The organism is Stenotrophomonas sp. SAU14A_NAIMI4_5 (assembly GCF_003086795.1).
Taxonomy (GTDB): Bacteria; Pseudomonadota; Gammaproteobacteria; order Xanthomonadales; family Xanthomonadaceae; genus Stenotrophomonas.
The window spans coordinates 2965082-2988684 of the sequence record NZ_CP026003.1; the positions used below are offsets into that span (position 1 = coordinate 2965082).

Here is a 23603-nt window from a genome sequence, read left to right on the forward strand (position 1 = left end):
GATCAGCCTTCTCCTTCAGGCAGGTGGTACGCCTTCTCGCCGGCGTCCACGCGCAGGTCCAACCGGTTTTCCGGGGGCGCCAGCGGGCAGGTCGCGTACGGGGTGAAGGCACAGGGTGGGTTGTAGGCGTGGTTGAAATCGATGCGCACGCTGCCATCGGCGGCCGGTGCATCGATGTCCAGGTAGCGCCCGGCCGGATAGCTGCCGTGGCCACTGGTGCGGTCGGCGAAGACCAGGAACAGGGGCTCGCCGGGCGCGCCGATCGCTTCCATGCGCCAACTGCGGCCGTCGCGCTCGAACTCCACCGCGCCGGCATTCGGCATTTCGGTGGTCAGGCCGGTGATGTCCACGATCGGCAGGGTCTTGCCTGCGGGATGGGCGATGAAATGCGCCTGCACCTGCCAGTCGGGACCGCCAGGCCAGTACTGGATGCCGGCGAAATCGCGGCGCGCATCCGCGTCGGCATGCTTGACCCGCAGCGCATCGCGCGGGCCGCGACGAATGATGCTCAGCTGGCCCTTGCCGCCATCGAAGCTGAGCACGGTGGGCGCCGGATCCTTGTCGGTGTTCATGCGCACGCGGCCACGCACCGGCTGCCCGTCCAGGCTGACATCCACCCCGGCTTCGGGGCTGAACCACCACTGGTCGCCCTCGCGCCGCAGCAGGCCCAGCTTGTCCGGGCCCACCGCCAGGCGGATGCCACTGCTGGCGCCGCTGCCGATGAAGTGCGACTTGTACTGCAGCCAGTGCAGGCCGACCAGCGCGGTCCAGCCATCGGGCCGGGTCAGGTCCTCATAGCGCTGCACGCGCCACTGCTGCTGCCCCGCCGCGAATGCCGGATCCTCCTTCACCACAGGCACCGGCGCCGGTGCCGGGCTGCAGGCGGCCAGCAACACGGCGACCAGCAGGCCGCCCACTCCCCGATGACGCATGGATGCTCCCCTCAACGTTGCGGGCCTCAACGGCCGCGCAGGAACCAGCGGTCGATTTCCGCCAGCGAAAAACGTGCCCAGGTCGGCCGGCCGTGGTTGCACTGGCCGGAGCGCTCGGTGATTTCCATGTCGCGCAGCAGCGCGTTCATTTCCGGCACGGTCAGGCGCCGGTTGGCGCGCACCGCGCCGTGGCAGGCCATGGTCGACAGCAGTTCGTCGCGCGCACTGGCGATGCGCCGGCTCTGGCCATGCTCGCGCAGGTCGGTCAGCACGTCGCGCAGCAGGCCTTCCGGCTCGGCGTTGGCCAGCAGCGCGGGAATGCTGCGCACATGCAGCGCGCCCGGGCTGGCGCGGGTGACTTCGAAACCGAGCGCGGCCAGCGTTTCCGCTTCCGTCTCGGCGGTGTCGGCCTCGCGCTCGCCCACCGCCAGGGTGATCGGCACCAACAACGGCTGCGACTGCAGGCCGATGCCATCGTGGGCGTTCTTCAGGCGTTCGTAGCCGATGCGCTCGTGGGCGGCATGCATGTCCACCACGATCAGGCCTTCGGCGTTCTCGGCCAGGATGTAGATGCCGTGCAGCTGGGCAATGGCGTAGCCCAGCGGCGGCACGCCGGCATCGGCACTGGTCACCGGCAGGCCGTTCTCGCTCGGCATCGGCGGCAGCGCACCGCTGCGTTCGCCTGCACCGGGTGCGGCGTACAGCGCGGCATAGGCCGCGGGCGCATCGGCCACCTGCAGGCCCAGCGGCTGCTGCGGGCGCCAGCCGGAGAAGCCGCCGCCACCACCACCGCCCGAACCGGGCGCGGCACCGCGCACCAGGCCGAAGCCCGACGCACCGGCGCTGGACGGCATCGGTGCGCCGCCCATGTCCGCAGGATGGACCGCACCGGCACCGATCTCCTGCGCGGTCACACCGGCGCGGGTATCGGCCAGCGCGTCCTTCAACGTGCGGTAGACGAAGTCGTGGACCAGGCGCGAATCGCGGAAGCGCACTTCATGCTTGGCCGGGTGCACGTTGACATCGACCCGGGTCGGGTCCAGTTCCAGGAACAGCACGTAGGCCGGCTGGCGACCGTGGTACAGCACATCGCCGTAGGCCATCTTCACCGCATGGGCGACACTGCGGTCGCGCACCGAGCGGCCGTTGACGTACAGGTACTGCTGGTCGGCGCTGGCCCGTGAATAATGCGGCTGCGCGATCCAGCCATGCAGGCGCAGGCCGGCACCGGTGTGGTCCACACGCACGGCCTGGTTGGCGAAGTCCTCGCCGAGGGTCTCGGCCAGGCGCACATCGGAATACAGGTCACCGGGCTTGTAGCGGCGCGAGGCCTTGCCGTTGTGCGACACGCGCAGTTCGACATCCGGGCGAGCCAGCGCCAGCGAGCGCAGCCATTCTTCGATGTGGCCCATTTCCGTGCGCTCGGCGCGCAGGAACTTGCGGCGCGCCGGTACGTTGTAGAACAGCTCGCGCACTTCCACGGTGGTGCCCGGCGCATGCGCGCGCGGGGTCACTTCGCCGATCTTGCCGCCTTCGATCTGCAGCGCCGAACCGTGCTCGTCATGCGCGCGGCGCGAGGCCAGGGTGAAGCGGCTGACCGAGGCGATGGACGGCAGCGCTTCGCCGCGGAAGCCGAGGGTCGCCACCGATTCGAGGTCGTCGAGATCGGCGATCTTGCTGGTGGCATGCCGCGAGACCGCCAGCGGCAGCTGCTCGGGCGCGATGCCACTGCCGTTGTCGCGGATGCGGATGAGCCGCACACCGCCCTCTTCCAGGTCGATGTCGACGCGGCTGGCGCCGGCATCGATGGCGTTCTCGACCAGTTCCTTGACCACCGACGCAGGACGTTCGACCACTTCGCCCGCGGCGATCTGGTTGATCAGGATTTCCGGCAACGGCCGGATCGGGCGCGGATGGGGAGCAGACGTCATGCAGGGATGATAACGGAGCCGCGGGCCTCGGCGGCCATGGCGCGCTGCGCGCGGTAGAGTCGACCGTTGGTCGACTACGCGGTTGCCGAAAACATGAACCGCGTGCAAGGCACGCAGTCGACCAACGGTCGACTCTACTTGCTGCCGCCGGCCATGGTGGCGGCGGCGTCGATCTCGGCCTGGGCGCGGGCTGCGTACAGCGTGCCCGGCGGCGGCTGCCGGCTGAAGAAGGTATGCACGCCATCGAGCACCGCACCGGCGACCTTGCGCTGGTAGGCCGGGTCGGTCAGGCGGCGTTCTTCGTCCGGGTTGGAGATGAAGGCGGTTTCCACCAGCATCGCCGGCATGTCCGAGGTTCGCAGCACCGCGAAGTTGGCGCGCTCGAGGTTCGGCTTGTGGTTGTTGCCGATCCGCTTCAGGCCGCCCAGCACGTGGCCGGCCGCGTCTTCGGACGCCTTCATGTAACCGCTCTGGGCCAGGTCCAGCAGCACGTTGGCCAGGGTGCCCTCGGTCTGCTGCAGGCGCACGCCACCGACCAGGTCGGCCGCGTTTTCCTTGTCGGCCAGCCAGCGCGCGCGCTGCGAGGAGGCGCCCTTGGTGGACAGCACGTACACCGACGAACCGGTGGCCGAACGGTTCTCGGCGGCGTCGGCGTGGATCGAGATGAAGATGTCGGCCTTGTTCGCGCGCGCCTTCTGCGCACGCATCGGCAGCGGGATGAACACGTCGCTGTCGCGGGTCAGGTAGGCCTTCAGGCCCGGTGTCGCGTTGACCTGGCGGGCCAGTTCGCGCGCCACGGCCAGGGTGACGTCCTTTTCGCGTTTGCCGGTCGGGCCGATGGCGCCCGGATCCTGGCCGCCATGGCCCGGATCGATGGCCACCACCAGGTGGCGCATGCCCGGCTGCATGCGGATGCGCGAGGCATCGCTGGGCATGGCCGGTCGCGGCGCTTCGGCGGGTGCCGCGGCAGGCGCGGGTGCAGGCGCCGGTGCGGCGGCCACCACGGCACGGGTCGGCTGGCCGGCGAGGATCGCGGCCGGCGAGGACGGCGGCGGCGTGCTGCTGGCACTGATGCCAGCAGCGGCCACCTGGGCGGGGGTGGTGGTCGGCGCCGGCGCCGGCGCAACCGGAGCGGCGGCACTGGCGCTGGCCTGCTGCTGCACCTGGGCGGTCAGCAGCGCGGTGGCGCGCGCGGCATCACCCCGCGACTGCGCGTTCTGCGCAGCGGCCGCATCGGCGGCGGACGGGGTGACCGCTGCGGTGGCCGCAGGCGCGGCCGGGCGGGCGGCCGTTGCCGGGCCATCGCCCGGCCACTCGATCACCAGCTTGGATTCATTGCCCTCACGCTGCATCTGCGGGCGGAACGGCGACACCGACGCAGTAAGGTCGAAAACGACACGGAACGTGCCCGGCACCGGCTGCCCTGTGCGGACGGCGGTGACCACGCCCTGCGCGGCCGGCATCTTCAGGTTGTGCACGGCGCTGGAATCGGGGAAATCGATCACCAGGCGGTTCGGCGAGGACAGCGACAGGGTCTTGTAACCGCCGCTGCCCACCAGGGAGATCTCGGCGCGGGTACCGGTCGCGCCGGTATTCAGCTGGACCTGGCGGACCTCACCGGCCCACGCGCAGACGCTCGTCAGACCTAGTCCGACGGCGGCACAGATGGCGATGAGACGGTTCCCCAGGCGCATGGTCAGGATTCAATCACCGCGCTGAACGGAATGCAACACCTTTTTCCTTAATAATCCGTAACCTGCCGGTGTTTGTTCTCGTCAGCCGACAGAAATGGCCTGCAAGTCGCCCCCATCGGGAAGTCGATCCAGCCATTCACGGCCCACGTCGCTGGCCCCAGTGAGACGGACGCGCCGCCCCTGCCCTTCGATTTCCAGCGCCACCACCAGATCGGTGGGCGGCAGCGCGCCTGCGCCGCGCTCGGGCCACTCGACCAGCCACAGCACCGCACTGCCCTCGTCCAGACCCAGGAAATCCAGCTCGCCGGCCTGGCCGATGCGGTACAGGTCCAGGTGCCACGCTTCGCCGCCACTGGACAGCGGATAGCGCTCGACCAGGGTGTAGGTAGGGCTGCGGATCGCACCCTGCACGCCGAGCGCGCGCAGCAGTGCACGCGCGGTGGTGGATTTGCCGGCGCCGAGGTCACCCCGCAGTTCGACCAGCGCCTGCGGGGGCCGGGTGGCGGCCAGCCACTGGCCCAGCAGTTCGGTGGCTTCGCTGTCGGCCAGGAAGAATTCAGTCATTGCAGGGGTTCCGGGTTGGCCAGCCGCCGCAGGGGCACCAGCAGATCAGTAGGAAGCAGGCCACGCGCGCCATCGAGGGCAGCGACGTCGCCAGCCAGCGCATGCAGCAGCGCGCCACACGCGGCGGCATCGAAGGCATCCAGGCCCTGCGCGCGCAGGCTGGCGATGATGCCGGTCAGCAGATCCCCCATGCCACCGACGGCCATGCCGGGGTTGCCGGCGGCGATCAGGCGCGGGGTGCAGCCGGGGGCGGCGACGATGCTGCCAGCGCCCTTCAGCACCACCACGGCGTGGTAGCGCTCGGCCAGCGCCTGGGCGCAGCGGTAGCGATCGGCCTGGATGTCGGCCGTGGTGCATTCCAGCAGGCGCGCGGCCTCACCCGGGTGCGGGGTCAGGATGGCATCGGGCAGCGCGCGTGGGTCGCGGGCCAGCAGGTTCAGCGCATCGGCATCGAGCACCAGCGGCTTGCCACAGGCCAGCACGCGCGCGAACAGGGCACGCGCCCAGTCGTCCTGGCCCAGGCCGGGGCCGATCGCCACGACCTTGGCCTTTTCAAGCAGGCCGGGCAGCGCGTCGCCATCTTCCAGCGCATGCACCATGGCCTCGGGCAGGCGCGCCAGCAGCGGACCGACGTGGTCACCGCGGGTGCCGATGCTGAGCAGTCCGGCACCGGCGCGCAGGCCAGCCTCGGCAGCCAGGGCAATGGCGCCACCGCTGCCGTGGTTGCCGCCCACGCACAGCACATGGCCGGATTCGCCCTTGTGGGTATTGGCGCGGCGCGGCTTCAGCAATGCCGGCAAGCGCGCACCCGTCCAGTGCTCGGCCGCGGCCCAAACGCCCTGCCACGCCGCCTTGGGCAGCTGCAGCGCGGCCAGCGCGGGTTCGCCTGCGTGCTCCAGCGCGTCGCCGGTGTACAGGCCGCGGTGCGGCACGATGAACTGCAGGGTCAGCGCTGCGCGCACCGCGACGCCTGGCACCGTGCCACGGTCGGCGTCGACGCCGCTGGGCACATCCAGTGCAAATACCGGTGCGTCCTGTGCGTTCAGTGCTTCGATCACAGCCTGTGCTGCACCTTCCGGCGCCCGGTCGAAACCCAGCCCGAACAGACCATCCACCCAGATATCGGCCGCGGGCAGCGTGCCGTCGAATTCCGCCAGGGTTCCCCCGACGGACCTGAAATCCGAGGTTGCCCGTTGCGCCAACGCGGTGGCTGGCGGTTTGCCCGGCAGGGTCAGCGCCGTTACCCGGCGCCCGGCCAGCAGCGCATGCCGCGCCAGCACCAGTCCGTCGCCGCCGTTGTTGCCGCTGCCCACCACCACGCCCACGTTCAGCGCCTGTGGCCAGTGCCGCAGCAGGCGCTGCCAGGCAGCCAGCCCGGCCTGGGCCATCAGCTCCCAGCCACCATCGCCCGCCAGCGCCGAGGCCTGGGCATCCAGCGCACGCGCAGCAGCGGAATCAAACAGATCGGCAAGGTTGGCCATGCGGAGATTTTATACTGGTGCGCATGTTCCCCGCCCCTGCCCCCCTCGATCCGGCCCTGGCCGTGCAGCGCATCCGCGAACTCGCCCGTGCGCACGGCTTCCAGCGCTGCGGCATCGCCGGCATCGAGCTGGGCGAAGATGAGGCGCACCTGGCCGACTGGCTGGGCAAGGGCCTGTACGGGACGATGGACTGGATGGCCCGCCACGGCACCCTGCGCGCGCGCCCGGCAGAACTGCTGCCGGGCACCGTGCGGGTGATTTCGGTGGGCATGGATTACAGCCACAAGGACGACACCGAAGCCTGGGCGACCCTGGCCGATCCCGGCCGCGCCTATGTCGCCCGCTACGCGCTGGGCCGCGATTACCACAAGCTGATGCGCAACCGGCTGCAGAAGCTGGCCACGCAGATCAACGACGAAGTGGCGCCGCTCGGCTACCGCGTGTTCGTCGATTCGGCGCCGGTGCTGGAACGTGCGCTGGCGCGCAACGCCGGGCTCGGCTGGATCGGCAAGCACACCTGCCTGATCGACCGTCACGGCGGCTCGTGGTTCTTCATCGGCGAGATCTACATCGACATCCCGCTGCCGATCGACGCGCCGGCCACCGCGCACTGCGGCACCTGCACACGCTGCATCGACGTCTGCCCTACCCAGGCCATCATCGCCCCGCAGCGGCTGGACGCGCGGCGCTGCATTTCCTACCTGACCATCGAACACGACGGCACCATTCCCGAAGACATGCGGCCACTGATCGGCAACCGCATCTACGGCTGCGACGACTGCCAGCTGGTCTGCCCCTGGAACAAGTTCGCCAAGCGCACCGACGAAGCCGATTTCCGCGCGCGCAACAATCTCGACACCGCGCGCCTGGACCAGCTGTTCGCCTGGGATGAAGCCGAATTCCTGCGCCGCACCGAAGGCAGCCCGATCCGCCGCAGCGGCCACGAGCGCTGGCTGCGCAACATCGCCGTGGCGCTGGGCAACGCACCGGCCTCGACCGACGCACTGGCCGCCCTGCAGACCCGCGTCGACGATCCCTCACCCGTGGTGCGCGAGCACGTGCAGTGGGCGCTGGCCCAGCACGGCGCGCGCTGACGTGCGATCCTGAGCGCCCTGCTCCGCCCGTCACCGCCGTACCCATGCAGCCACGCAACAACGACGTCCTCACCCCCAGCCAGCTCAACACCCTGGCCCGCGACCTGCTGGAAGGCAGCTTCCCGGCGATCTGGGTCGAAGCCGAGCTGGGCAGCGTCGCCCGCCCCGCGTCCGGGCACCTGTATTTCACCCTGAAGGACGCGCGCGCACAGCTGCGTGCGGCGATGTTCCGGATGAAGGCGCAGTACCTGAAGTTCGTGCCGCGCGAAGGCATGCGCGTGCTGGTGCGCGGCAAGGTGACGCTGTACGACGCACGTGGCGAGTACCAGATGGTGCTGGACCACATGGAAGAAGCCGGCGAAGGCGCACTGCGCCGCGCCTTCGAGGAACTGAAGGCACGCCTGGAGGCCGAGGGCCTGTTCGACCCGGCGCGCAAGCGGCCGATGCCGGCCCACGTGCAGCGCCTGGCGGTGATCACCTCGCCCACCGGCGCCGCCGTGCGCGACGTGCTGAGCGTGCTGGCCCGCCGTTTTCCACTGCTGGAAGTAGACCTGCTGCCGACCCTGGTCCAGGGCAGCACCGCCGCCGCGCAGATCACCCGCCTGCTGCAGGCCGCCGATGCCAGTGGCCGCTACGACGTGATCCTGCTGACCCGCGGTGGTGGTTCGCTGGAAGACCTGTGGGCCTTCAATGACGAGGCACTGGCCCGGGCAATCGCCGCCAGCGGCACGCCGGTGGTCTCGGCGGTGGGCCACGAAACCGACTTCAGCCTGAGCGACTTCGCCGCCGACCTGCGCGCGCCGACGCCGTCGGTGGCAGCCGAACTGCTGGTGCCCGACCAGCGCGAACTGACCCTACGCCTGCGCCGCACGGCCGCGCGCATGGTGCAGCTGCAGCGGCACACGATGCAGCAGGCGATGCAGCGCGCCGACCGCGCCCTGCTGCGGCTGAACGCGCAGAGCCCGCAGGCGCGCCTGGACCTGCTGCGCCGGCGCCAGCTCGACCTCGGCCGGCGCCTGCATGCGGCCTTCAACCAGCAGCAGGAGCGCCGTGCGGCGCGCCTGCGCCATGCAGCAGCGGTGCTGCGCGGTCACCACCCGCAGCGCCAGCTGGACGAAATGCAGCGGCGCCTGACGGCCCTGCGCGGTCGCCCGCAGGTGGCACTGCAGCGCCTGCTGCAACGTGATGCCCTGCGCCTGCGCGGGCTGGCGCGCTCGCTGGAAGCGGTAAGCCCGCTGGCGACGGTGGCACGTGGTTACAGCATCCTGACCCGCAGTGACGACGGCACGCTGGTGCGTGAGGTTGGCCAGGTACAGGCCGGCGATGCGCTGCAGGCACGCGTCGGTGACGGCGTGATCGACGTGCTGGTCAAATAAGGGGTGTGTTTGGCAGGGCTTGCAGCCCTGCACCTGCAGAGGCCAAGGCAACGTCAACGTCAAAAGCCGAAGCGGCATTCCGTGGGATGGCGGGGCACTGTGGGTTTGCGGGGACGCCGTGAACCCGTCCATGGGGGCTTGGTCGCCGCATCCATGCGGCTCACACCCCGCAAACCCACAGTGCCCCGCCTTCGACAGGTTCACGCGGCTGTGGGTGCCAGGTGCTTTTGGTAGGTGCCGACCGTTGGTCGGCACATCTGTCAGATACCGAATGAATTCATCCACGCATGGCGTGGCTCTACTGGGACGCGCGGCTGTTGGTAGGTGTCGACCTTGGTCGACACATCTGTCAGATACCGAATGAATTCATCCGTGTCGACCAAGGTCGACACCTACCCGAGCCGACCCCGTGCCGACCAACGGTCGGCACCTACCAAAAGCACCTGGCACCCACAGCCGCAGGAAACTGTCGAAGGCGGGGTGGGTCCGGTTGAGGGGGTGTGAGCGGCATGGATGCCGCGACCAAGCCCCCATGGATGGGTTTACGGCGCCCCCCTCAACCGGACCCGCCCCGCCAACCCACGGATAGCCAGCTTTTGAAGTTGACGTTGCCGTTGATTGAAGCAGGTGCAGGGCTGCAAGCCCTGCAAAACAAACACCACCCTACTTCGCCTGCTCGCAGAACTTCTGCCGGTACTCCAGCGCCTTCGGCATCAGCGCCTGCAGGTTCTGGATCCGCGTCCCCGGGTTGGGATGCGTCGAGGAAAACTCCGGCGGCGACTGCCCGCCACTCGCCTGCCCCATCCGTTCCCACAACGGCACCGCCTCTCGCGGGTCGAAACATGCCGCTGCCGCCAGCATCAGCCCCACCTCATCGGCCTGGGTCTCGTGGCTGCGCGCATACGGCAGCAGATAGCCATAGCCCATCGCCGACATCATCATCTGTTGCTGCTGCGCATCCATGCCGCTCGCCGCGCCTGCCACCTGGCCGATCTGCGTCAGCTTCTGCTGCGCCATCCGCTGCGCACCATGGCGCAGCAGCGCATGGGCAATTTCATGGCCCATCACCACCGCCATCGCATCGGTCGTGCGCGCCACCGGCACCAGGCCGGTGTACACCGCCATCTTGCCGCCCGGCAGGCAGAACGCGTTGGCCTGGTCGGACTGGATGACGTTGACCTCCCAGTCGAAATCACGCGAAAAATGCCCCGGCTGCACGCCGTGTTCCTGCGCCAGCGCGGTCTCCACCACGTCCACCTTGGCGATCAAGCGCTGCGCGATGGCGCGGATGTCACGCGAGATCTGCGCGTTCGGATCCAGCGGCCGCTCCTGCGACAGGATCTCCTGGTAGGCCTGCAGGCCCAGCGCCTTTTCCTGGCTGGCATCCAGCGTGCTGTCGATCAGCACCTTCTCGCCGGTATAGGGATCGACCGTGCGGTTGGAAAACCAGTAGAACGCCGCGTAACCGGCCGCCAGCAGCAGCACCCACCAGCGGATGTTGCCGAACAGGCCGCGCCGGGGGCCCTGTTGCGGCGAGCGGGAAAAGGGATCGTTGCGCATCGACAGGTCTTCCAGCAGACCCCGCCGGCCGGCGGGCACGGCGCAATCTTAGTGCGCCGCCGCCCATGGCGGGTGAAGTCCGGCCCGCCTCAGATGCCGCGCACCAGGCGGAAGCCGATACGCGCACTGGTGGTGTCCGAATCCTGCGACTGGCGCCAGGCCGCGCGGGTCTGTTCCGGGGCATTGGCCCAGTTGCCACCGCGGATCACCCGCGAACGGCAGCCCGGGTTGAACCATGCCGCACCATCGGACGGCGCGCGCCGGTAGCTGGCGTGCCAGCAGTCGGCCACCCACTCGCTGAGGTTGCCGGACAGGTCATGCAGGCCGAAGGCATTGGCCTGGAAGGTCGCCACCGGTGCCGGCCCCCACCAGCCATCGCCATAGCCGACGAAGGCGTTCTGCCAGTGCCGGCCCGACGGCGAGACGTCGCGGCTGCCGGTGTAGTTGCCGTTGCCTTCCGGAGGCAGGCCGGCATCGCCCCAGGGGTAGCGGCCGCTGTTGCCACCGCGCATCGCGTATTCGAACTCGGCTTCGCTGGGAAGGCGGTAGGAACGCCCGGTCTGCTCGGACAGCCACGTCGCATAGTTCTCGGCGTCGCGCACGCTCACATGCATCACCGGCGAATTGCCCATCGCCCGGCCGCCGTCGTAATCCGAGCGCCAGTCCACGCCGCTGCGGCGGATGAAGTTGCCGCTGCGCTCGTCGTAGACCACCGAATGGCCACGCCGCGTCGCGCGCGGACGGGCGTTGGTCGCCTTCACGTAGCGCTCGAAGTCACTCACGGTGACCTCGGTGATGGCCATCGCAAAGCCGCGTTCGAAGCGGACGTAGTGCGAGGGTCGCTCGGCGTCGCTGGCGCCGGGCTCGGTATCGCCGGCGCCCATCTGGAAGCCGCCATGCGGCACCACGATCATCTGCGGGCCGCGGCCGCCGTCACGCAACGCATCGCTGAACACCTGGCCCGGGCGGAAACTGCCGTAATGGGTGGCCAGGTCGATGCGCTCGCGCAGCTGTGCCACCACCGGGTCACCTGGCAGGGCGATGCGCAGGGCTTCGGCCAGCTTCTCGCGCGCCGGTTTCAGGCCCTGCGGGGTGGTCAGGTCGCGCAGGCCACCGTCGCGCAGCTGCACCAGGGCGGCGGCACGGATCTGTTCGATGCGCTCGAAGGCATCGGCAATCGTCGGCGAGGAATCGCGCACTTTGCTGGCCTCGGCCAGCCAGGCACCCGCACTGGCGAAGTCGCGCGCACGCGCGGCGTCCTCGGCACGGCGGATCAGCCCGCTCTCGGCCGCGGCCAGGCCCTGCCGCGCACGCTGGTTGTCCTCGTCCAGGGCCAGGGCTTCACGGAAGTTGGGAATCGCACCGTCGCCGTCTTCACCGATGCGGTCGGCACGCAGGTCCTCCTCACCAGCACGGTTGTAGGCCACCACGCGCTGCGCGGTCTCCACCCGGCCCTGCAGCGCGCGCACTTTCCCGTCCTTCGGGGCGAGGGTCAGCAGCACCAGCGCCTGGCGGCTGGCCTCGGCCAATGCTTCGCGCTGCTTCAGCGGCCGCGCCAGCAGCGCATCGGCCTGCTGCAGCAGGCGCTGCCGTGCACGCTGCAGGCCGGCGCGGGCCTGGCGATCGTCCGGATCGACCTCCTGCACGGCCAGCCACAAGGGAATGGCCGCCTCGGCATCCTCATAGAGGTGGTCGCGGGCGAAGGCCTGTTCGGCCGCGCGCCGCAGCTGTGCCTGGCTGCGCTGCTGCCGGTCCACCCGCGGCGGCGTCCACTGCTGGATGTCCTCGGCCGCATCATCATCGGCGATGGTCACCGTGCCCTGCCCCGGTGCCTGTGCCGGCTGCTCCCGGGCCGGGCGCTCGTCAGCGGCCCCGTCGGCGGGCACCGGAGGCGGCGGCGTGCAGCCAGCCAGGGCCACAGCCAGGGCGGTGCACAGCGCGGACGACAGCGGAAAACGCAAGCGGGAGCTCCTTCAACACGGACGCGGACCGACGTTAGGCTATTCTCCCCTGCCTGAGCAAACCCGAGTAGTAGGCCCTGACCCGTGGCAACCTGGATCACCACCCCCGCCGAGCTGGACACGTACCGCCAGCAGCGCCCGAGCCGCATCGGCCTGGACACCGAATTCATCCGTGAACGCACCTTCTGGCCGCAGCTTGCGCTGGTGCAGATGGCCGTCGGCGATGACATCCTGCTGATCGACCCGCTGATTCCCGGCATGCCCGAGGCGCTGGCGCCGTGGCTGGCCGATGAATCGATCACCAAGGTGATGCACAGCGCCAGCGAAGACCTGGTGGCCTTCAAGTGGACCTGCGGGGTGATGCCGCGGCCGCTGTTCGACACCCAGATCGGCGCGGCGCTGGCCGGCATCGGTGCCGGCATGGGCTACCAGAAGCTGGTGCAGGAAATCACCGGTGTCGCCCTGGCCAAGGGTGAAACCCGCTCGGACTGGATGCGCCGGCCGCTGTCCGAATCCCAGCTGCAGTACGCCGCCGACGATGTCGAGCACCTGTTCGCCCTGCATGATGCGATCGACGGCAAGCTGCAGGCGCTGGGCCGCCAGCAGTGGCTGCACGACGATGCCGAGCGCCTGCTGGCCAGTGTCGCCAACGATGAAGAGCGCTGGCCGCACCTGGGCATGCGTGCGGCGCAGTTCCTCGATGCACCGGCCCAGCACCGCCTGCTGCGCCTGCTGCGCTGGCGTGACGTGCAGGCCCGCAGCAGCGATCGCCCGCGCAGCTGGATCCTGGACAACGAACTGGCCGCCACCTTGGCGCGCACGCCGCCGGCCGATGCGGCCTCGCTGGGCAAGCTGTTCGAGCAGTTCCCGAAGGCACCGCGCAAGTTGGCCGGCGCGGTCTGGCAGGCGCTGTCCACGCCGCTGGACGACGAAGCCGATGCGCCGCTGGCCATGCAGGCCACCGACACCAACAAGCAGCTGGTGAAGAAACTGCAGGATGCGGTGGCCGAGCGCAGCCGCGAGCTGGGCCTGGCCGACGGCGTGCTGGCCTCGCGCAAGCACCTGGAAAGCTACCTGGAGCGCCGCCAGTGGCCGGCCGCCCTGGCCGGCTGGCGCCAGCAGGAACTGGAAGCCCGCCTCCAGGCCTTGCTGCCGGCACGTTGATGGCACGGCGCCGGCTCGTGCCGGCGCCATCCGCAGCGCAGCCCGGCTGGGTAGAGTCGACCGCTGGTCGACCATATACATCGCCCGGTAGAGTCGACCGTTGGTCGACTATCGCGCGCAGCGCGGGTATTCGCCTGCATCGTTCAAAGCAGTCGACTGACAGTCGACTCTACCTCGGCTCCGCCGCCTGCACCGTCGCTCAGACGTAACCGCGTTCCTTCAACCGGGCCCAGCGCTCCGGCCCGATCGCCCGGCGCATCCCGGGCAGCGGATCGATGCTGCCCGTGTTGTCGGCCACGGCCACCACGAAATCATCGGTGGTGTTGAGCAGTGCGCGGCGCTCGGGCGCGTCCAGCCAGGCCGCGACGCTCTTCAGCACCCGCTTGGCCGACACGTCGCTGCGGCGCAGCTCCATGTACTGCGAATGGCGCTTGCAGGCCTCGACCAGCGCCTCGTCATCGAACCAGCATTCGCCCGCATCGCCCTGCCCGCCGCGCATCTCATCCGGCGCCCACAGGTAGTACGCCACATCCTCGCCCCGGGACAGCACCGCTTCGCGGTATGACTGCCGGCCCCACACCAGGAACGGTGGCCAGGCCGCGGTGAAGTCGCTTTCGGTGAAGCACAGCAGCAGGCAGTACAGCGGTTCATCGCGCGGGATGCGGGACAGCTGCGCGGTAATTGCCTCGACCAGCAGCCGCTCGACCTCGGCGGTGACCGTCGCCAGCGTCTCGCCCGGGCGTGGCCGCTGGTACTGCAGGCGGCGCTGGCCGGTGGCGCGGCCATTCCTGTCCAGGTACTCCAGCACGATGCGGTCGAGCTGGCCGGCATCGTCATAGCTGTAGACATCCTGGCACCACCACGTGCGCCCCGCCGTGCTCCAGTTGCACATCACTTCACGCAGCAGGCGGTCGCCTTCCCAGTGGTAGGTACGGTCGATGCCGCGACCCTCGTCCACCAGATCCAGTGCCTGCAGTCGTCCCTCTTCCTCGCGGAATTCCCAGGCGGCGTTGATCCGACCACCGTCATGGAAGCTGAGGTACTGGCGATGACCCGGCGCATGCAGCCACACGCCGACACGGCCGGACGGGCTGCGCTCGAACACGATGCGCCCCGCCTCATCCAGGCCGTGCTGCACGTGCTTGCGTGCATCCACCTTCGCATCGGCCACCCAGCGCGGCGGCGGCGTACCGCTGGATTCGCGCGGGAACGGCGTGAGGTACCCCATCGATGCAGTCGCCCAGCGCCAGCTGACCACCTGCGCTTCGCAGCGCGCCTGCAGCGCGAGGGCGGCGGCGGGTTCGGCATGGGCCTGGTACAGCGCCTTGAGCATGGTCGAGATCCATTCAACACGGCGCGCGACCATAGCATGTGCGACCGCGCCGTCATGGCACGCAGGTCGCGGAAACGACAACGCCCCGCGGGTGCGGGGCGTTGCCGGGTGCTGCATGGAACCGGTGCTTACCAGTTCATGTTCAGCGAGACACCCACGGTGCGCGGTTCGTTGTAGACCGCGGCCATGTAGTTCTCGATCACGCCCTTGAGGTTCTTCTCGTTGGTGATGTTGCGCGCGAACAGCGCCACTTCGTAGGCACCGTAGTTGCCGGAGTAACCCAGCTTCAGGCCGCCTTCGAAATCACCCTTGGAGTTGAACTCCTTGCTGTCGTACAGGACGAAGCTGGTGTAACCCTGCTTGTTCCAGTCGGTGGACACGAACATGGTGCCGGCATCGCTGACCGGGAAGTCATAACGCGCAGCGAAGTTCACGTTGTACTTCGGCGCGTTCGGCAGCGGGTTGCCGTCGATCTGGGCGAAGGTGTTCGCACCGACCTTGATGGTCGGGTCGTTCACGGTGCACACCACGGCGCCGTTCAGCGCGCAGACCTGCGCATACACGCGCTTGTCCTGGATCTCGCTGTGCAGCAGGCTCAGGCCGGCGCTCAGGGTCAGGTTCGGGATCGGGCGCAGTTCCATGTCGGCTTCAAAGCCGTAGGCCTTGGCCTTGTCGGCGTTGAACAGCACGCCGTTGCCGTCCGAATCGTTGCCGTTGAGCTGGATGTCGTTGACTGTGTAGGTGAACGCGGTGGCGTTCAGGCGCAGGCGGTTGTCCCACAGGCTGCTCTTCACGCCTGCTTCCCACGACAGGATCGTTTCCGAATCGGCGGTGGTGAAGTCGGCGTTGAACACGGCCGAACGGCCCTGGATGGTCGGGCCACGGAAGCCACGTGCCACCTTCGCGTAGACGCTCACGTTCGGGGTGAACTGGTACATCGCGCTCAGGTCCCAGCTCGGGGTGGTGTCGGACATCTTCACGTCCGTACGGCCCTTGTAGGTGACCACGCCGGCAGCGGTGTCAGCGGTCTTCAGCAGGCGGGTGTGCTTCTCGTCCTTGGTCTGGCGCAGGCCGGCGGTGATGCTGAACTTGTCGGTGAAGGCGTAGCTGATCTGGCCGAAACCGGCCCACGAGGTGTTCTTGTTGCGCAGGCGCACCCAGTTGTTCGGGTTGCGGGCCGCGCCCTGCAGGAACCACGCGCGCTGGTAGAAATCGGTGGTGTCGCTGCCGTTGAAGTAGAACGCGCCGGCCTGCCACTGCAGGGCATTGTCGTCATGGCTGGCCAGGCGGAATTCCTGGGTCCACTGGTCCAGGTCGCGGATCTGGCCCATCGACTGGCCGTAGCCGTTCGGCACGCCGTTGACCGGGAAGTTCACCGCGGCGCCGCCGTCGGTGTCGCCACGGCTGTAGCCGGAGGTGGTTTCGTAGGCGGTGATCGAGGTGAAGTCGACCGCGCCGAAGTCATAACGCGCCTTCACCGAGCCGCCGTAGGTCTTGTAGGCCTGCGGGTTGTTGTCGGCTTCGTCGTAGGCGACCTTGTCGCGCGGCACGTCGGTCTGGTTCGAGCCCTTGGTCAGCGCGTTGCGCAGGAACAGGGTCGAGGTGCCTTCGTAGTCGCGGGCGTGGGCCGAGGCCAGGATCGAGAACTGGTCGCTCGGGGTCAGCAGCAGCTGCGCGCGCACGTTGCGGTCGTCGAAGCCGCCCATGGCGTTCTTCTTCGGGCTGACCGTGCCATCGGCGCTGGGGCCGGTGTAGGTGTTGTCGACGTAGTCGTCGCGGTGCTGGTACAGGGCCGACACGCGGAACGCGGCGACATCGTTGATCGGGCCGCCGAAGCCGCCGTCGATCGACACGCTGTTGTAGCTGGCATAGCTGGCGCTGACGCGGCCGCTGTAGTCTTCGCTCGGCTTGATGGTGTCGAACTTGACGATGCCGGCGGTGGTGTTGCGGCCGAACAGCGAGCCCTGCGGGCCGCGCAGCACTTCCACCTGGTCCACGTCATAGACCGGGTTGGACTTCAGCACCACGTGTTCCAGCACCACGTCGTCCTGGATGATCGACACCGGCTGCGAGGCACCCAGGTAGAAGTCGATGTTGCCCAGGCCGCGGATGTAGAAGCGCGGGAAAATGCGGCCGGTGGTGGTTTCCGCATACAGGCTCGGCACGCGGCCGGACAGCGCCAGCAGGGTGTCGTCGCCGCCGGCGGTGAAGTCACGCATGCGCTCGCCCTGCACCACGCCCACCGACACCGGCACTTCCTGCAGGTTCTGTTCGCGGTGCTCGGCGGTCACGGTGATCGTGTCCAGCGCGGTCGCGCTCGGCGCGTGGTCCTGCGCGGCGGCGCCGAAACTGGCGGCCAGGGCCAGGCCCGCACAGGCCAGGGCCAGCGGATGGCGACGGAAGGAAACAACGGACGACATGCCCGACGAACGGCGGGAATCGGTATGGGAAGGCATCGAGAGCTCTGAGGAGGCATCCGTGCGGCCTGCGCGAGCCGGGCGGTAGAAAAGGGAGACGCTGCGCAAGCGTTCATTATCGCCCGAATTGTTACGATTTCGTTGCGCACCCCGTCGCAGTCAGGTTGCCGCCCGCTGCGGCAAAGTGGGAGGCGGCAGCCGATGCCACCGCCTCCCCGGGCCCTGCTCCCCTTATGCGCCTGCGCCCACCGGCGTGCGATCCAGCACGAAGCGGCCGGCGGCATCCTGCAGCGCATGCGCCTGGCTGCTCATCGCCCGTGCCGAAGCCGACGCCTCCTCCACCAGTGCCGCGTTCTGCTGGGTCACGCCGTCCATCTGCACGATGCTCTGGTTGACCAGCTCGATGCCGGCGGCCTGTTCCTGGCAGGCATGGGCGATCTCGCCCACCAGACCACCGAGCTCGGTCACCGACGCCACCACGTCCTGGATGGTCCGCCCGGCATCACCGGCCAGCACGTTGCCTTCGGCCACCCGGGCCACCGAATCCTCGATCAGCCCCTTGATCTCCGCGGCAGCCAGCGTGGAGCGCTGCGCCAGCGCGCGTACCTCGCTGGCCACCACCGCGAAGCCACGGCCTTCCTCGCCCGCCCGCGCCGCCTCGACCGCGGCATTCAACGCCAGGATGTTGGTCTGGAACGCGATGCCATCGATCACCGCGATGATCTCGGCGATGCGCCGCGAGGCGGCATCGATCAGGCCCATCGTGGCCTGCATCTCCGCCATCGCCGCGCCACCGCGCCCGGCAACCTGTGCGGCCTCGCTCGCCAGCCGGTCGGCGCGGCGCGCATGGTCGGCGTTCTGGCGCACGGCCGAGGTCATCTCCTCGATCGACGCCGCCGACTCTTCCAGGTTGGCCGCCTGCTGTTCGGTGCGACGGGACAGATCGTCGTTGCCGGCGGCGATCTCCGCGGCCGCCAGGCTCACCGCGCCGGCCGCCTGCTGGATGCGGCCGACGATGCCGGTCAGCGCCCCCACGGTAGCGTTGGCGTCCTCGCGCATGCGCGCGAACACACCTTGCGACTGCCCGTCGATGCGGTGCCGCAGGTCACCCTCGGCGAGGTTGCGCAGCAGACCCGAGAGCGCCATCAGGTTCTCATCGGCCGTGCCCATCACGCTGTTGAGGCCCTGCACCATCTGCCGGAAATCGTTGGCGAAGGCCTGCGCATCACCGCGCACGCTGAAATCGCCGGCGGCAGCGGCGGCCACCAGGCGCTTGATCTCGCCATTGATGCCCTGCAGCTTCGAACGCACGCCATTGAGCGCGCCGGTGATCGCCACCTGCTCACCGGGCAGCACGTCCATCGTCTGCTGCAGGTCGCCCTCGGCGTAGCGCTCGACCAGGGCGACCATGCGCTGCTGGGTCTGCAGGTGCGCGGCCACCAGCGCATTGGTACCGGCCACCATGGTGCGGAATTCACCCTCGAAGGCCTGCTCGTCGATGCGATGGCTGACCACGCCGGCGGAATGGCGTTCGCCCATCACCGCCTGCGCCTGCAGTATTTCCCGCAGCTTGGAACGCATCTGCTGCAGCGACCCGAGCACGCGGCCGACTTCGTCATCGCGGCGCACCTCGATCTCGCGGTCCAGGCGACCGCTGGCGACATCGCGCGCGACCTGCGCGGCCGCAGCCAGCGGACGGCCCAGCAGCTGGCGCACCACCAGCACGATCAGGGTCACCACCGTCGCCAGTGCCAGCGCCGAGATCAGCGCGATGCGCAGCATCAGGCCGTTGAGTACCTCGTCCAGCACCGACTGCGGTTCAAGGCCCAGCACCAGCCACTGCCAGGCGCCGTAGCGCTGCGCCGAGACAAACCAGGCCTGCTCGGTGCCGCCAGCGGCCGGGCGCAGGTGCAGGCGCGCCTGCGTGCTGCTGCCGTCCAGCAGCGCCTGCAGCGCGGGAAGATCCTGCGCGGCCACCTGTTCCTGCAGTACGCCACCCTCGCCTTCGGCGGCGGCCAGCACGCGGCCGCGCTCCTTGCCTGCGCGGGTGTCCACCACGATGAAGCGCCCTTCGCGGCCCAGCGTGGCCTCGCGCAGGCGCGTCTTCAGCGCGGCCAGGCCCTGCGAATAGTCCTGGCCGACGAAGGCGATGCCGGCCACGCTGCCATCGGCAGCGAGGATCGGCATGTAATGGGTCATGTAGTCGGTGCCGAACAGATGCGCCGGGCCGGTATAGCCCTGCCCCGCGCGCACCCGTGCATAGGCCGGATTGGCGTGATCGAGCACGGTGCCGAGCACGCGCTCGCCCTGCGCATTGCGCAGCGAGGTGGCGACGCGCACGAAATCATCGCCATCGCGCACGAACACCGTGGCCACGCCACCGGTGGCGTCGGCGAAGCGATCGACTTCGGTCGACGTCGGCCCGATCGACTGGCTGCCCAGCCGCAGGGTCGGCGCGCTGCGGCCGACCACGTCGATGGGCGCAGCGCCATCGGCCTGTGCCTCGCCCTGCGGCAGCATCGCGCGGAAGGTGCCGGCGATGCGCTCGGTGCTCTCGCTCAGGCTGCGGTCGTACAGCTGCACCGAATCGCGCATCAGCACGGTGGCGGTGTCCAGGCCGGCGCTCACGCGCTGCTGGTAGCTGTCGGCGGTATCGCGGTAGATCAGGATCGCCAGCGCGGCGAAAGCGACGGTGGTGATCGCGGCCATCAGCAGCGCCAACCGCGAGGCGATGGTCAGCGAACGCGACGGCGGCGAGGCGGAAAAACGGGATGCAGCGGGGGTCATCATGGGGAAACAGATCCGTGGAAGGGAGCGCTCGAAAGCGTCCCCTGTTAACGGCACCGTTCCGGTCCTCTTTACGCCTCCCGCCTAGCCGGATCTGGCTATTGACGCTGCCAAGCCATTGATTCAGAAACCTTGTTCAGCTTCGCCACTGGCGTCGGTGGGCCCGGGGCCCAGCACCGTGCGCGCGCCGGGAATGCCATCGGCGCCTACGGTCGCTACAGCATGCAGCTGGTCCAGGCGGACCCGGCGCTCGCCGTCGGGCGCATCCAGAAGCAGGAACTCCTCCTTGTCCGCGGTGCTGACAGTGGTCCGCGCACGCGCCACGAAGCGGCTGCCATCGCGCAGTTCGACCTGCAGCAGGGCGTGGTGCAGGCAGGCGATTTCCAGCACATCGTGCAGGTCGCACTCGATCGGGCGGTAATCGGTCATGGGGCGTCCCTCGGCGGTGAAGGTGCCCAGCCTGCCACGGCTGCCGGGTCGCTGCTTGGCAAGCCCCGGAGGCAGCGCTACACTGGATGCGCCGTGGGGCCATAGCTCAGCTGGGAGAGCGCGTCGTTCGCAATGACGAGGTCAGGAGTTCGATCCTCCTTGGCTCCACCACTATTCAGAGAAGCCCGTAGATCCCAGTGATCTGCGGGCTTTTTCTTTGGGCCGCCGTCGCGGTGGCGGTCACCCATCCCCACGCCCTGCGCTAGGATCATCATCTCGACACCTACCGAGGATGCACGGATGCATGCAGTCACTGCCCTGCTGGCGCTGGTCGCGCTGGCCGTTCTCGCCGCCCCTGCACTCGCCGCCGATGCCGCGCCGGAAGACAGTGCACAGTGGGGCCTGCGCAAGGAAAGCCCGATCAAGGTATGCCAGCCTGCTGGCCAGCAGGCCTATCTCGAACAGCTGGTCTGCAGCGACCAGACACGCCCGCGTTTCGAGCGTGGCGGCAACGTCGGCAGCCTCAATCCACCGTCCAGCGACCGTGCCGTCAGCGCACGTCAGTTCGAGGCGATGATGACCTTCGCGCCGCTGGCCGAAGGCACGCCCGACTACCACGTCATCGACCGTTACGACGTGCACTGCGGCGAGACCACCACCGCGGTCTACATGGACATGTACCACTGCCCAGCCGTACCTGTGCCGCGCGCGCCTGCCGGGTTCACGCTGCAGGACTGAACGCCCGGGCAGCCACAGCCGTCGCCGCCCTCAACCCGGCTCCTGGCTCCCATCCTTGCGCCGCGGCCGGCGCGAATGCGCGTCATGCACCTGCTGGTCCTGCTGGCCGGGCCGCTGCTTTGCCACCTCGTCCTGACGGCGGTCCTGGCGGCTTTCCTCGGCACCTTCGCGGGCCTGCTGCTGGTTGGGGTTCTGCTTGTCGTTCATGGGGGCGCTCCGGCCGGCAACAGGCCGGCCCGGTCAACGCACGCTAGACGCGCGCCGGTGATGCGATGGTCAGGCCGCCGCGAGCGCCGCGTGCAGGGCGCCTGCAGCTCAGGCCTGCACGCACTCGCGCACCGCGAACGGATGTCCGCAGGCACTGCATTCGGAATGACCGAAGGCCAGTTCCAGCAGCTGCTCCGCGCGGATATCGCCATCGCCGCGCACCTGCTGCAGCAGCCACTGCTCGGCCACGCCGACCGGTTCACCGGGCAGCAGCGCAGACGTCGCCGACGGGGCACCGAACACCGGGTCCTCATGGCAGACATACGGGGCTTCAACATCCAGCGTGCAGTACAGATCGGCCGAACAGGCCACGCACTCCCCCACGATCTCGCCCTCGGCAAGCCGGTCCAGGTGCTGTGACCAGGCTTTTTCACCACTCAGCCCCAGCCAGGCCTGGCGCAGCCAGCCACGCTCACCATGCCCATCGTGCGACAGCGGCACCGCCTCCCGGCCACTGCCCCGCAGGCGCTTCTGCACCTTGCTGCGCAACGCCTGGATGACATCGCCGTGCGGCACCAGTCCCGGGTCGCCCACGTCCGAGCCGGCGACGATCGCACCGGCCAGCAGCAAGGCATCATCACTGTCGCTGCGCCCGGTTTGCCGTGCGATCGAGAGCAGCACCGGCAGTGCGGCGTGGCTGGCCGGGTAGACCGTGCCCTGGTGGCACAGATGCGACCAGATGTCGTTCCAGTCCTGCTGGTGCTGCGGGTCCATCAGCGCGGCCAGCAGTGCACCCGCTTCAGAGGCGTCGCCATAGGCACACTGCAGCGCGCCCCAATCGATGGCATGAACGTCGGCGGTCCTTGGCATGTCCTTCCCTGGTCGATGCGATAGGCGCCCAGCATGACCCATCGGCGGGCCGATTGGACAGCGCGCTTGTGGCTGCAACCCGCGCGCGGCCACAATCGGCACATCCACCGACGCACAAGGAAGCGCCATGAATCGCCCCGCCCTGCTGGCTTCACTGCTGGTCCCGTTGCTGCTGACGACCGGCTGCGCCCATCGCCTGGCCGCCGCGCCGCCGCCGGTGTCCGGCTACATCGGCAACTACGAAGCCGTGCGTGCCGCGCAGGACGATCCGGCGCGCGGCATTTCCGGCACCTTCGCCATGTCCGTGCAGGCCGTCGGCAGCGACGCTGGCCGCATCTACCTCAACAGCGAACGCGACTACCGGCACCCGCTGAACATCACCCTCAGCATGGATGCCGCGCTGCGCCCCGCACTGGAAGAAGCGCTGGGCCTGAAGCTGGACTACCTGCAGAACCGCCGCCTGCTGGTAGGCGGCACCGCGCGCCGGGTCCGCATCGACTTCATCAACGCCAGCGGCCAGCCCAGCGGCAAGTACTACTACCAGACGCAGATCAGCGTCAGTGATCCACGCCAGGTGCGTTTCGCCCCGTGAGTGCGCGCGGCAGCGCACTGCGGGCGCTTGATTTCGATGCCGCCGACGGCAGCATCGGCCTGGGTGAGCTGCCGCTGAGGATCGGGCCGACGCTCACGCTGGCACAGGCCCACGCGGGTTTTGCCGCGCTGCTGCAGGACAGCCGCGACCTCGGCAACGGCTACCAGTGGCTGCACCTGCGAAGCCTGCAGCTGCAGGGCGTGCCGGCGGCAGTCGCCCTGTGCTTCCACGGGCAGGCGCTGTCGATGCTGTCCATCGGCGTGCAGCTGCCCGGCGCGCCGATGGAAGACGGCTGGCCCACCCAGGCCGCCATCGATGCCGAAGTCACGTTCATGCGCCGTGCCCTGGCCAAAGCGCTGGGACACCCGCTCAACGCCGGCCGCGCCCGTTTCGAGTGGGGCGAGGCCTGGGCAGTGTTCGACCCGAAGGGCTTCATGGCCAGCAGTGGGTTGTCCTACCGCTAGCGCGGCGCC

At 69.2% G+C, this 23603-nt stretch carries 19 protein-coding genes and 1 tRNA gene; 7 read left to right on the forward strand and 13 right to left on the reverse strand.

Annotation, left to right across the window (positions count from 1 at the left end; genetic code table 11):
- Window positions 1–2: 2 nt before the first annotated feature.
- The 5 genes from C1925_RS13845 to C1925_RS13865 all read right to left on the reverse strand — a co-directional run bounded on the left by C1925_RS13845 (window position 3) and on the right by C1925_RS13865 (window position 6602).
- Window positions 3–932 (reverse strand): DUF1684 domain-containing protein, encoded by a 930-nt coding sequence (locus C1925_RS13845; protein ID WP_108769394.1) that lies wholly within the window; start codon window positions 930–932, stop codon window positions 3–5.
- Between the two features lie 26 nt (window positions 933–958).
- A complete protein-coding gene (gene mutL, locus C1925_RS13850) occupies window positions 959–2863 on the reverse strand; it encodes a DNA mismatch repair endonuclease MutL (protein ID WP_108769395.1) in 1905 nt (634 codons plus the stop codon).
- Between the two features lie 134 nt (window positions 2864–2997).
- Window positions 2998–4557, reverse strand: a complete 1560-nt coding sequence (locus C1925_RS13855) for an N-acetylmuramoyl-L-alanine amidase (protein WP_108769396.1) — start codon at window positions 4555–4557, stop codon at window positions 2998–3000.
- Between the two features lie 81 nt (window positions 4558–4638).
- Window positions 4639–5121, reverse strand: a complete 483-nt coding sequence (tsaE, locus tag C1925_RS13860; protein WP_108769397.1) for a tRNA (adenosine(37)-N6)-threonylcarbamoyltransferase complex ATPase subunit type 1 TsaE — start codon at window positions 5119–5121, stop codon at window positions 4639–4641.
- The gene (locus C1925_RS13865; protein WP_108769398.1) at window positions 5118–6602 is read right to left on the reverse strand and encodes an NAD(P)H-hydrate dehydratase; all 1485 of its coding nucleotides are present in this window, start codon (window positions 6600–6602) and stop codon (window positions 5118–5120) included. The genes tsaE and C1925_RS13865 overlap by 4 nt, the downstream gene beginning before the upstream one ends.
- Window positions 6603–6625: 23 nt before the next feature.
- Here C1925_RS13865 and queG point away from each other — a divergent pair, with 23 nt between their 5' ends.
- Window positions 6626–7696 (forward strand): tRNA epoxyqueuosine(34) reductase QueG, encoded by a 1071-nt coding sequence (queG, locus tag C1925_RS13870; RefSeq protein ID WP_108769399.1) that lies wholly within the window; start codon window positions 6626–6628, stop codon window positions 7694–7696.
- 44 nt (window positions 7697–7740) lie between these two features.
- Window positions 7741–9072 carry an exodeoxyribonuclease VII large subunit gene (gene xseA, locus C1925_RS13875; protein WP_108769400.1) on the forward strand — a complete coding sequence of 444 codons (1332 nt, stop codon included), beginning with the start codon at window positions 7741–7743 and terminating at the stop codon, window positions 9070–9072.
- Window positions 9073–9735: 663 nt separating this feature from the next.
- Here xseA and C1925_RS13880 read toward each other — a convergent pair.
- Window positions 9736–10632: a M48 family metallopeptidase gene (locus tag C1925_RS13880; protein ID WP_108769401.1), complete on the reverse strand. Its 897-nt coding sequence runs from the start codon at window positions 10630–10632 to the stop codon at window positions 9736–9738.
- A gap of 89 nt (window positions 10633–10721) precedes the next feature.
- A complete protein-coding gene (locus tag C1925_RS13885) occupies window positions 10722–12593 on the reverse strand; it encodes a formylglycine-generating enzyme family protein (RefSeq protein WP_108769402.1) in 1872 nt (623 codons plus the stop codon).
- Between the two features lie 84 nt (window positions 12594–12677).
- On the opposite strand from C1925_RS13885, the gene rnd reads away from it, so the two are divergent.
- Window positions 12678–13757, forward strand: coding sequence for a ribonuclease D (gene rnd / locus C1925_RS13890; protein WP_108769403.1), 1080 nt, complete (start codon window positions 12678–12680; stop codon window positions 13755–13757).
- A 199-nt stretch (window positions 13758–13956) separates the two neighbouring features.
- On the opposite strand, the gene C1925_RS13895 is transcribed toward rnd, so the two are convergent.
- The 4 genes from C1925_RS13895 to C1925_RS13910 all read right to left on the reverse strand — a co-directional run bounded on the left by C1925_RS13895 (window position 13957) and on the right by C1925_RS13910 (window position 20723).
- Entirely contained in the window at window positions 13957–15090 is a 1134-nt protein-coding gene (locus C1925_RS13895) for a hypothetical protein (protein WP_216821972.1), read from the reverse strand.
- Between the two features lie 128 nt (window positions 15091–15218).
- On the reverse strand, window positions 15219–17546 hold the full coding sequence (locus C1925_RS13900) for a TonB-dependent receptor (protein WP_108769404.1): 2328 nt from the start codon (window positions 17544–17546) through the stop codon (window positions 15219–15221).
- Window positions 17547–17738: 192 nt separating this feature from the next.
- Window positions 17739–20297 (reverse strand): Cache 3/Cache 2 fusion domain-containing protein, encoded by a 2559-nt coding sequence (locus C1925_RS13905; protein ID WP_108769405.1) that lies wholly within the window; start codon window positions 20295–20297, stop codon window positions 17739–17741.
- A 120-nt stretch (window positions 20298–20417) separates the two neighbouring features.
- A complete protein-coding gene (locus C1925_RS13910) occupies window positions 20418–20723 on the reverse strand; it encodes a Rho-binding antiterminator (RefSeq protein ID WP_108769406.1) in 306 nt (101 codons plus the stop codon).
- 95 nt (window positions 20724–20818) lie between these two features.
- Between C1925_RS13910 and C1925_RS13915 the strand changes: the two genes are divergently transcribed.
- Both C1925_RS13915 and C1925_RS13920 read left to right on the forward strand, forming a co-directional pair.
- Window positions 20819–20894 (forward strand) — tRNA-Ala (locus C1925_RS13915).
- 129 nt (window positions 20895–21023) lie between these two features.
- Window positions 21024–21461, forward strand: a complete 438-nt coding sequence (locus tag C1925_RS13920) for a hypothetical protein (protein ID WP_108769407.1) — start codon at window positions 21024–21026, stop codon at window positions 21459–21461.
- Window positions 21462–21491: 30 nt separating this feature from the next.
- Here C1925_RS13920 and C1925_RS21135 read toward each other — a convergent pair whose 3' ends face one another.
- Together C1925_RS21135 and C1925_RS13925 are read right to left on the reverse strand one after the other, a co-directional pair.
- Window positions 21492–21668 carry a hypothetical protein gene (locus C1925_RS21135; RefSeq protein WP_174213512.1) on the reverse strand — a complete coding sequence of 59 codons (177 nt, stop codon included), beginning with the start codon at window positions 21666–21668 and terminating at the stop codon, window positions 21492–21494.
- Window positions 21669–21776: 108 nt separating this feature from the next.
- Window positions 21777–22538: a hypothetical protein gene (locus C1925_RS13925; protein WP_108769408.1), complete on the reverse strand. Its 762-nt coding sequence runs from the start codon at window positions 22536–22538 to the stop codon at window positions 21777–21779.
- Between the two features lie 127 nt (window positions 22539–22665).
- On the opposite strand from C1925_RS13925, the gene C1925_RS13930 reads away from it, so the two are divergent.
- Together C1925_RS13930 and C1925_RS13935 are read left to right on the forward strand one after the other, a co-directional pair.
- Complete coding sequence (locus C1925_RS13930; RefSeq protein WP_108769409.1) at window positions 22666–23130, forward strand: hypothetical protein; 465 nt, start codon at window positions 22666–22668, stop codon at window positions 23128–23130.
- On the forward strand, window positions 23127–23594 hold the full coding sequence (locus tag C1925_RS13935; protein ID WP_108769410.1) for a hypothetical protein: 468 nt from the start codon (window positions 23127–23129) through the stop codon (window positions 23592–23594). Before C1925_RS13930 ends, C1925_RS13935 begins: the two co-directional genes overlap by 4 nt.
- The last annotated feature ends 9 nt before the right edge of the window (window positions 23595–23603 follow it).